Origin of the sequence: Komagataeibacter sp. FXV3 (assembly GCF_015155755.1) — a bacterium.
Lineage (GTDB): Bacteria > Pseudomonadota > Alphaproteobacteria > Acetobacterales > Acetobacteraceae > Komagataeibacter.
The window spans coordinates 23656-32546 of record NZ_VWPI01000013.1 but is presented as its reverse complement, the minus strand read 5'-3'; the positions used below and the strand labels follow the sequence as shown (position 1 = coordinate 32546).

Annotated in this window: 8 protein-coding genes; 5 read left to right on the top strand and 3 right to left on the bottom strand. The window is 60.4% G+C overall.

All coding sequences use genetic code 11. From position 1 onward, the window contains the following. Window positions 1-130 precede the first annotated feature (130 nt). From F1542_RS01325 to hutC, 5 genes are all read left to right on the top strand, one after another. Window positions 131-394 carry a hypothetical protein gene (locus F1542_RS01325; RefSeq protein ID WP_227672365.1) on the top strand — a complete coding sequence of 88 codons (264 nt, stop codon included), beginning with the start codon at window positions 131-133 and terminating at the stop codon, window positions 392-394. 94 nt (window positions 395-488) lie between these two features. Then, window positions 489-1643, top strand: a complete 1155-nt coding sequence (locus tag F1542_RS01320; protein ID WP_227672364.1) for a histidinol-phosphate transaminase — start codon at window positions 489-491, stop codon at window positions 1641-1643. Then, entirely contained in the window at window positions 1630-3027 is a 1398-nt protein-coding gene (locus F1542_RS01315; RefSeq protein WP_193731426.1) for an FAD-binding oxidoreductase, read from the top strand. The genes F1542_RS01320 and F1542_RS01315 overlap by 14 nt, the downstream gene beginning before the upstream one ends. Further along, on the top strand, window positions 3024-3581 hold the full coding sequence (locus F1542_RS01310; protein WP_193731425.1) for a HutD family protein: 558 nt from the start codon (window positions 3024-3026) through the stop codon (window positions 3579-3581). Before F1542_RS01315 ends, F1542_RS01310 begins: the two co-directional genes overlap by 4 nt. Window positions 3582-3665: 84 nt before the next feature. Continuing rightward, window positions 3666-4391 (top strand): histidine utilization repressor, encoded by a 726-nt coding sequence (gene hutC, locus F1542_RS01305; RefSeq protein WP_010507350.1) that lies wholly within the window; start codon window positions 3666-3668, stop codon window positions 4389-4391. Window positions 4392-4400: 9 nt separating this feature from the next. On the opposite strand, the gene F1542_RS01300 is transcribed toward hutC, so the two are convergent. The 3 genes from F1542_RS01300 to hutU all read right to left on the bottom strand — a co-directional run bounded on the left by F1542_RS01300 (window position 4401) and on the right by hutU (window position 8890). Next, the gene (locus F1542_RS01300) at window positions 4401-5543 is read right to left on the bottom strand and encodes an alpha-hydroxy acid oxidase (protein ID WP_193731424.1); all 1143 of its coding nucleotides are present in this window, start codon (window positions 5541-5543) and stop codon (window positions 4401-4403) included. Window positions 5544-5640: 97 nt separating this feature from the next. Continuing rightward, a complete protein-coding gene (hutH, locus tag F1542_RS01295) occupies window positions 5641-7188 on the bottom strand; it encodes a histidine ammonia-lyase (RefSeq protein ID WP_193731423.1) in 1548 nt (515 codons plus the stop codon). Between the two features lie 4 nt (window positions 7189-7192). Then, entirely contained in the window at window positions 7193-8890 is a 1698-nt protein-coding gene (gene hutU, locus F1542_RS01290; RefSeq protein ID WP_193731422.1) for a urocanate hydratase, read from the bottom strand. Window position 8891 lies beyond the last annotated feature (1 nt).

The following is an 8891-nucleotide window of genomic DNA, read 5'->3' as shown; positions in this document are numbered from 1 at the left end:
ACTCAGAAGCTCCATGTCAATCACTCCTCAAACCCCCAGCAGATGCTGCCGGGGAGTGTGAAGGCATGGGTCAAATCTCGATGAAAATTTCCGCCCTACCCGGGTCAGTTCTCAGTGAAAATCAACACTGATGGACCATGTCGGGCTGGGGATCTGGGTGCATCCTGCTGCGCGTTTCCAGGTCGATGTCGCAGCGCTGAACGCCACCTTCGCGGAAGCGCTCGCCCCACCATCCGGAGCGGATGACGATGATGGGGACCCGGCGCATGACGACGATATCGACCCGGAAGACGAAGCGGATGCTGGTGCGCGGACAGGGTTCGCCATACCTGTCCATTGCGCATGGCCCATGCCCGTCCGGGTACCATATCCGCACATGTTATTGACCCAGTGAGCGGGATGGCAGATGCTCGTTGCATATTTACAACAACCGCTATGACCGCTATGTATATACAAGTAGATGCAATTTATTGAAAAAGGCTATCTCCATGGCAGCTTCTTCTTCCGTGCCTACCCGGTCAATATGCGTGCCCGCCCGTCCCGAAGTTGCCGCCCTGCCCGTCTATAACGCAGGCTTGTCGGAAGATGAGGTACGCCAGAAATACAATGCATCCCATATTTCAAAACTGGGTAGCAACGAAAACCCCTATGGTCCTTCTCCCGCCGCCCTGAAGCAGTGGGAGAATCTGACACGCCAGCTATTCCGCTACCCCGATGCAACCGCATCGACATTGCGACATGCGCTGGCGCAGGCAACAGACACGCCAGCGGACCACATCATGCTGGGCAATGGATCGGAACAGATCATACGCCTGATCTGCGAGGCCTATCTTTCTCCTGGCGACCGGGTCGTGACCGTGCTGCCGTCCTTCGGGCTGCATGTGATATGGCCTGAAATGATGGGCGCACGGGTCGATGCGGTTCCCATTACCGCCGAAGGTCAGTTCGACCTGCCGGCGATGAAGCAGGCAGTTCAGGCCGCCCCCTTGAAAATCCTCATGTTTTCCAATCCCTCCAACCCGGTCGGCTGCATGATGAACGCAACCGACATACTGGAACTGGTAGCATGCTGCCCGCAAGATACCCTGATTGTCATTGACGAGGCCTATTACGAATACGCCCTTGGCAGCCCGGATTATCCCGACGCCACGAAAATCCTGCCCCGGCAGGCACGGCCATGGCTGGTGCTGCGCACGTTTTCCAAGGCCTATGCCCTTGCCGGTCTGAGGATTGGCTACGCGCTGGCATCCGATACCAGCGTCATCGGCACCCTGAACAAGGTGCGTGATCCGTTCAACACCAACATGGCGGCACAGGACATGGCGCTGGCATGCCTGCACGACAGGACGCACATGCACGACAGCGTCGCAACAACCGTGGCGGAACGCGCACGCTTCATGAATGAACTGACGCGACAGGGTTATGCCCCCGTGCCGTCGCATACCAACTTCATATTCCTTGACGTCGGTCAGAACGCTTCCGCCCTTGCGGAACGTCTGCTGCGACATGGCGTCATCATCAAACCCTGGCGTGAAAAAGGATTCGAAACATGCCTGCGCGTCAGCGTTGGCCTGCCCGCGGATAATGACCGTTTCCTCCGTGCCCTCTCCATTGAAACGGGACAGACCGATGACAGCCATTGAGACCTTCATCGCACGCATCCAGCCCCTGGTGGGGAACAGGATTTCCACCAATGCGACGGTCCGGCAGCATCATGCGCATGGCGAAGGCTGGCAATCCCCCGACCCGGCCACACAGCCAGATGTGGTGGTATTTGCCCGGACGACGGAAGAAGTCGCGGCCATCGTTTCTGTCTGTCATGACCTGTACCTGCCGGTCATTCCCTTTGGCGGGGGAACATCCCTGGAAGGGCAGCTGACCGCGACGAAAGGCGGCGTCAGTCTTGACCTGTCGCAGATGAACGCCATTCCCGACATCCGTCCGCAGGATCTCAGCTGCCGGGTGCAGGCCGGGGTGACGCGCCAGCAGCTGAATGACCTGCTGCGCAGCGACGGGCTGTTTTTTGCCGTGGACCCCGGTGGGGAAGCAACGCTGGGTGGCATGTGCGCCACCCGTGCGTCCGGCACGGGGGCCGTACGCTATGGCACGATGCGCGAGAACGTGCTGGGCCTGACCGCCGTGATGGCGGATGGCAAAATCATCCAGACGGGGGGCAATGTCCGCAAATCCGCGACCGGGTATGACCTGACCGGCCTGCTGATCGGATCGGAAGGCACGCTGGGCATCATTACGGAAATCCAGGCCCGCCTGCATCCGTTGCCTGAAACCATTCTAGGGGCGACCTGCCAGTTCAGCACACTGGCGGATGCCGTAGACACGGCCACCTCCATCATTCAGGCCGGCCTGCCCATTGGGCGGCTGGAACTGCTGGATGACGTGCAGATGGATGCCTGCATCAGATATTCATCACTGGAAGGATATCGTCCCCTGCCCACCCTGTTCTTTGAACTGCATGCATCCCCGGCATCGGTCACGGAACAGGCGGACCTGCTGCGCGAAATCACCGAATACCATAACGGGCTGTCATTCCGGGCATCCGCCAGCCCGGAGGAACGCACCCGGTTATGGAAAGCCCGTCATGACGCCTTCTGGGCCTGCATGGCCTACCGACAGGGGCACAAGGGCATGACTACCGACGCGGTCGTGCCGATTTCCGCCATGACCGACATGATTACACTGGCCAAGCAGGACATTGAGGAATCCGGTCTGGTCGCCCCCATTGTTGGCCATGTGGGGGACGGCAATTTCCATACTGTCATCCTGATCCCGCCAGAACCGGACGGATGGGCGCGCGCACAGGCGCTTGATCACAAGATCATCCAGCGCGCCCTTGACCTTGGGGGTTCCATAAGCGGAGAACACGGCATTGGCATTGCCAAGCAGATGTTCATGCACAACCAGCACGGCAACGACGCGATTATGGTCATGCACGCAATCAAGCGGGCGCTGGACCCGCGCAATATCCTTAATCCCGGCATGCTGCTGCCTGCGGCAGTCAGCCCGTGATATTGCGGATATCTTCCATCCGGAGACTGCCTGCCCGCCCATGGAAAAATGGGCAGGGCATAACCCGGCCCGTTACGGAATCTCCCGGCTGGCGGGTCAGTATCGCGACCATTGACCGGTCATGTTCCTTTTCCGCCTATCCCGACATGCGGCGCCAGCAGGCGCTGCTGTCCGGTGCCGGGCTGGAACTGATCCTGCCCACACGTGAATGCATGCGGCTGGAACGTGTGGGTGCGGTCCTGTCGTTTTCTGGCATGCTTCCCCTTACGTGCCGGTTGGATGAAGGTGCAGTTTCCGTACTGAACATCATGTTTGCGCCTGACAGGTTCCCCGATGCCGCGATCCGGTCGGTAACGACAACGTTCTTTCCCAATGCAGAAGCGGATGCCGTTATTGTTCCCGTGCGCGGTTCGTGGCGCGCAACCTGCGCCAGTAATACGGTCCACCATGTTACGACAGGCGAAATCATACATGGCAGAATACGGTATATTGCGCCCTTGCCCGGTCAGGACCAGCAATCCGCGTTGTGTTACGTTGCCTCATCATGTATGTAAGACTATGTTTAAATGATGCCTGATCATTTCTTTTCCATCCGGCGCCCCGCAGGCTGCCATAGACCATGAATTGAGTGCTGTAATATGGCTACAGGTATTGCTGAAACTCAGGCAATCACTCGCTATGAACAGGTCAAGCAGTATATCACGGCACGCATAAAGCGGGGAGAGTGGAAGGTGGGCCAGCGCCTGCCATCCGAAAGTGAACTGGTGGAAATTACCGGCGTATCGCGCATGACGGTACATCGCGCCCTGCGTGAACTGATGACGGAAGGAATGGTCACGCGCGCGCAGGGTGTCGGCACCTTCGTCGCCCGCCCTGCCCCACGCGCCGAACTGCTGCAGTTACATGATATTGCTGATGATATTATTGCCAGCGGCCATACCCACCGCTCCCGCGTCATCACGCTGGACACGGCGCGGGCCGATGTTGACCTGGCCATGTCGTTCGACCAGCGTCCGGGCAGCAAGCTGTTTCATTCCGTAATCGTGCATTATGAGGACGATACGCCCCTGCAGGTGGAAGAGCGTTATGTTTCACCACACTTTGCGCCGGATTACCTGAATCAGGATTTTTCCATCGCGCATCCACACCGGCACCTGTACCATATTGCCGGACCGGATGAAATCGAACACGTGATTTTCGCCATCACCCCGTCGCAGGAACTCCAGCACCTGCTGGAACTGGAAACGCCGGAAGCCTGTCTGCAACTGGTCCGCCGCACATGGGTGCAGGACAGGATCGTGATGAAAGGCATCTTCACCTACCCCGGCAGCCGGTACAGTCTGGGTGGCCGCCAGTATATGTAAGGGAAATTGTCAGGCCCGACGCAGCACCTGCTTCCGTTGGGCCACCAGTTCGGCCATATTGCGAACCCCGGCCAGTCCCATGACATCGCGCACTTCACCCGACAGGCCAGTTGTCAGGGCGTCCATGCCCTCCCGTCCGCCCGCCGCCAGCGCCCATGCCCACGGGCGGCCCAACGCCACCCCGGACGCGCCCAGCGCCAGCGCGGTGACAATATCGCCCCCCTGCCGCACGCCACTATCCAGCACGACCTCGCACCGATCCGCGACGGCTTCCACAATTTCCGGCAATACGGACAGTGTTGCGGGCGATGGATCCATCTGCCGCCCACCATGATTGGAGACAATCAGCGCATCCGCCCCGTTGTCCACGCACAGGCGGGCATCGGCCGCATCCATCACGCCCTTGACGATCAGCCTGCCACCCCATTCCTTACGGAGCCATGCCAGATCCTGCCATGTCAGGGAGGGGTCGATTTCAGCGGCAGCATTGCGCGCCTCCTCCAGCAGGTTCCGGCCCATGCCATAAGGGGCGAGATTGCCGATGCGGGCTTTTCCTGCCATCAGCATGCGCAGGCTCCATCCTGGCCTGCCAGCCATCGAAAGAAGCTGGGCAACCGAAGGACGCGTCATGCGCCGGAACCCGTTGCGGACATCACGCGCCCGCATGGGCGTAATGGCAGTATCCACCGTCAGGATAATGCCATCTATTCCGCATGCATGCGCACGACGCAGCATGTCACGCGTCAGGTCGCGATCCCTGAAGACATAGATCTGCGCCAGCAGGTCCACGCCCGGCACACGGGACAGTTTTTCCATGGAAGCGATGGAGAAGGTGGAAACGGCCAACGGAATACCTGCCCGCGCCGCAGCCTGCGCCGCCATGACATCCCCACCGGCATGCATCATGCCTGCGAAACCGACCGGCCCCAGCATGAACGGTGCCCCACGGGACCTGCCCAGCCACGTGGACCCGATATCCACCTGCGATACATCGCGCAGGCAGCGCGGAATGATTTTCCACTCAAGAAAGGCCTGTCGGTTCGCGCGCACGGTGACTTCACCATGCGCGCCCCCGTTCACATAATCACGAAACAGGCGTGGCAGGCGACGGTTGGCCATCTGACACAGGTCATCAATGCCTGAAAATTCCATCGCCCGTCTTTCTCCACGTCCTTGTTACGTCATGACCTGAAATATCCCTAACCCATTACTTTACAATAATAAAGATCGGGAAAGGGATATGTCCGCCCTATCCGACCTGCGGCAGCGCCACATGCTGGCCAATGGTTGTGACCAGACTGCCATCCGCCAGCAGTTCCGCCGCCTTTTCGATGTCGGGCGTGAACAGGCGATCCTGTTCAAAGAACGGAACATGCGCGCGCAGGACCTGCGCTGCCGCGACCAGTGATTTCGACGAAGACAGGGGCGCCAGGAAATCCAGGCCCTGAACCGCCGCCAGATATTCCACCGCGAGGATAACACGGACATTATCGACAATATCCGTCACCCGGCGGGCAGCGAAGGTTGCCATGCTGACATGATCTTCCTGATTGGCGGACGTTGGCAGGCTGTCCACACTGGCGGGATGGGCCAGCGTCTTGTTTTCCGACGCAAGGGCCGCAGCCGTGACCTGTGCAATCATGAAGCCTGAATTCAGGCCACTGTCATTGACCAGGAACGGCGGCAGGCCGCTCATCTGCGCATCGACCAGCAGGGCAAGGCGCCGTTCGGCAATGGCCCCGATTTCCGATACTGCAATCGCCATGAGGTCAGATGCGATCGCCACAGGTTCCGCATGGAAGTTGCCGCCGGAAATCATTTCATCCGTATCGGCGAAATGAATGGGGTTGTCAGAAACCGCATTCGCTTCCAGCAGCAGGATACCCGCCGCATGGCGCAGGCTGTCCAGACATGCGCCCATGACCTGCGGTTGGCAACGCAGGCAGTACGGGTCCTGTACGCGCTCATCTTCCTCGACATGGGACGCGCGAATGGCTGATCCGTGCATAAGCGCCCGATAGACGCTGGCGCATTCGATCTGGCCACGCTGGCCACGCAGTTCATGCAGGCGTGGGTCGAATGGCGCATCCGTGCCGCGCGCGGCGTCAAGGGTCAGGCCGCCAGTCGCAAGGGCGCATTGCAGCAGGCGTTCGGCGTCAAACAGTGCCGCCAGCGCCAGCGCGGTGGAAACCTGCGTGCCGTTCAGCAGTGCCAGGCCTTCCTTCGGCCCCAGTTCCAGCGGTGACAGCCCGGCCAGGCGCATCGCCTCAGCCCCGGCATGCCTTTCGCCATTGATAAAGGCCTCGCCTTCCCCGATCATCACGGCACTCATATGCGCAAGCGGCGCCAGATCACCGGACGCACCAACCGATCCCTTGTACGGGATGACCGGCACGACACCACGTTCGAGCATGGTGATCAGCAGTTCGACCACTTCCGCCCGGACACCCGAAAAACCACGGGCCAGGCCGTTTGCCTTCAGCAGCATGATCAGGCGCACGATACGCGCGGGCATTGGCTCCCCGATCCCTGCAGCGTGGCTGAGCACGAGGTTGCGCTGCAGGTCACGCAGTTTGTCATCGGGGATACGTGTCTTGGCCAGTTTGCCAAAACCGGTATTGACGCCGTAAACCGGCTCGCCCCGTTCCACGATCCGGGTCACGGAAGCCGCGGCTTCATGCAGGTGCGCTACCACGCCCGCCGCCAGCGCGACATCCGACCCGTCAAGGTAGAACTGGCGCATCTGTGCCAGTGTCAGTTGACCGGGTTCCAGCACCAGCTTGTCTGTTGTTGTCATAATTTCAGCTCTTTCGCGTAATCATGGGCAGGTCGAGCCCTTTTTCATTGGCACAGGAAACGGCGATGTCGTAGCCCGCATCCGCATGGCGCATCACGCCGGTAGCCGGGTCATTCCACAGCACGCGTTCAAGCCGCCGGGTTGCGCCCTCGCTCCCATCCGCCACGATCACCATCCCGGCATGCTGGGAGAAGCCCATGCCCACGCCACCACCATGATGCAGGGAAACCCACGTCGCACCCGACGCCGTATTCAGCAGCGCATTGAGCAGCGGCCAGTCCGATACGGCATCACTGCCGTCCCGCATGGCTTCCGTTTCCCGGTTGGGGCTGGCGACGGAACCACTGTCCAGATGGTCACGACCGATCACGATCGGCCCCTTCAGTTCGCCTTTGGCCACCATTTCATTGAATGCGAGACCAAGACGGTGCCGGTCCCCAAGGCCAACCCAGCAGATACGTGACGGCAGGCCCTGGAACTGGATTTTCTCACGCGCCATATCCAGCCAGTTATGCAGGTGATGGTCGTCCGGCAGCAGTTCCTTCACCTTCTGATCCGTGCGATAGATGTCCTCAGGGTCACCGGACAGCGCGGCCCAGCGGAACGGGCCGATCCCCCGGCAGAACAGCGGGCGGATATAGGCCGGCACGAAACCGGGGAACGCAAAGGCGTCCGCGCAACCGGCCTCATACGCCATCTGGCGGATATTGTTACCGTAATCGAAGGTCGGGATACCCAGCTTGTGGAACGCCACCATGGCTTCCACATGCAGGCGCATCGACTCCTTTGCCGCCTTTTCCACGGCGGCGGGGTCGGTAATGCGCATTTTTTCCGCCTGTTCCAGCGTCCAGCCCGCAGGCAGGTAGCCATTGAGCGGATCATGCGCCGATGTCTGGTCCGTTACCGCATCGGGGTGGATGCCACGGCGCACCAGTTCGGGAAATACTTCAGCCGCGTTACCCAGCAGGCCAACCGAAACGGGCTTGCCGCTGCGGTTTGCTTCGGCAATCAGTTCCAGCGCCTCGTCAAGGTTGTCCACCCGACGGTCCAGATAGCCGGTCTCCAGCCGTTTCTGGATACGGCCGGGCTGGCATTCCACCGCCAGCATGGACGCACCCGCCATGACTGCGGCCAGTGGCTGCGCTCCGCTCATGCCACCAAGGCCACCCGTCAGGATCCAGCGGCCCGTCAGGTTGCCGCCGTAGTACTGGCGGCCCATTTCAACAAAGGTTTCATACGTACCCTGCACGATCCCCTGCGAACCGATGTAAATCCATGACCCGGCCGTCATCTGGCCGTACATCATGAGGCCAAGCCGGTCGAGTTCGTTGAATTTGTCCCAGTTCGCCCAATGCGGCACGATATTGGAATTGGCGATCAGCACCCGCGGCGCATCGGCATGGGTGCGGAAGATGCCCACCGGCTTGCCCGACTGCACCAGCAGCGTCTGGTCATCTTCCAGCCCACGCAGACATTCAACGATACGGTCGTAACAGGACCAGTTGCGGGCTGCCCGGCCGATACCCCCATATACAACCAGTTCGGACGGGTTTTCGGCCACTTCGGGGTCAAGGTTGTTCATCAACATACGCAAGGCCCCTTCGGTCTGCCAGCTACGCGCTGTCATCCGGGAACCATGGGGCGCTCGGATCACCCGGTCGTTTGCCATGCGATCATTACAGGGGGGGGAGGTCTCGGTCATA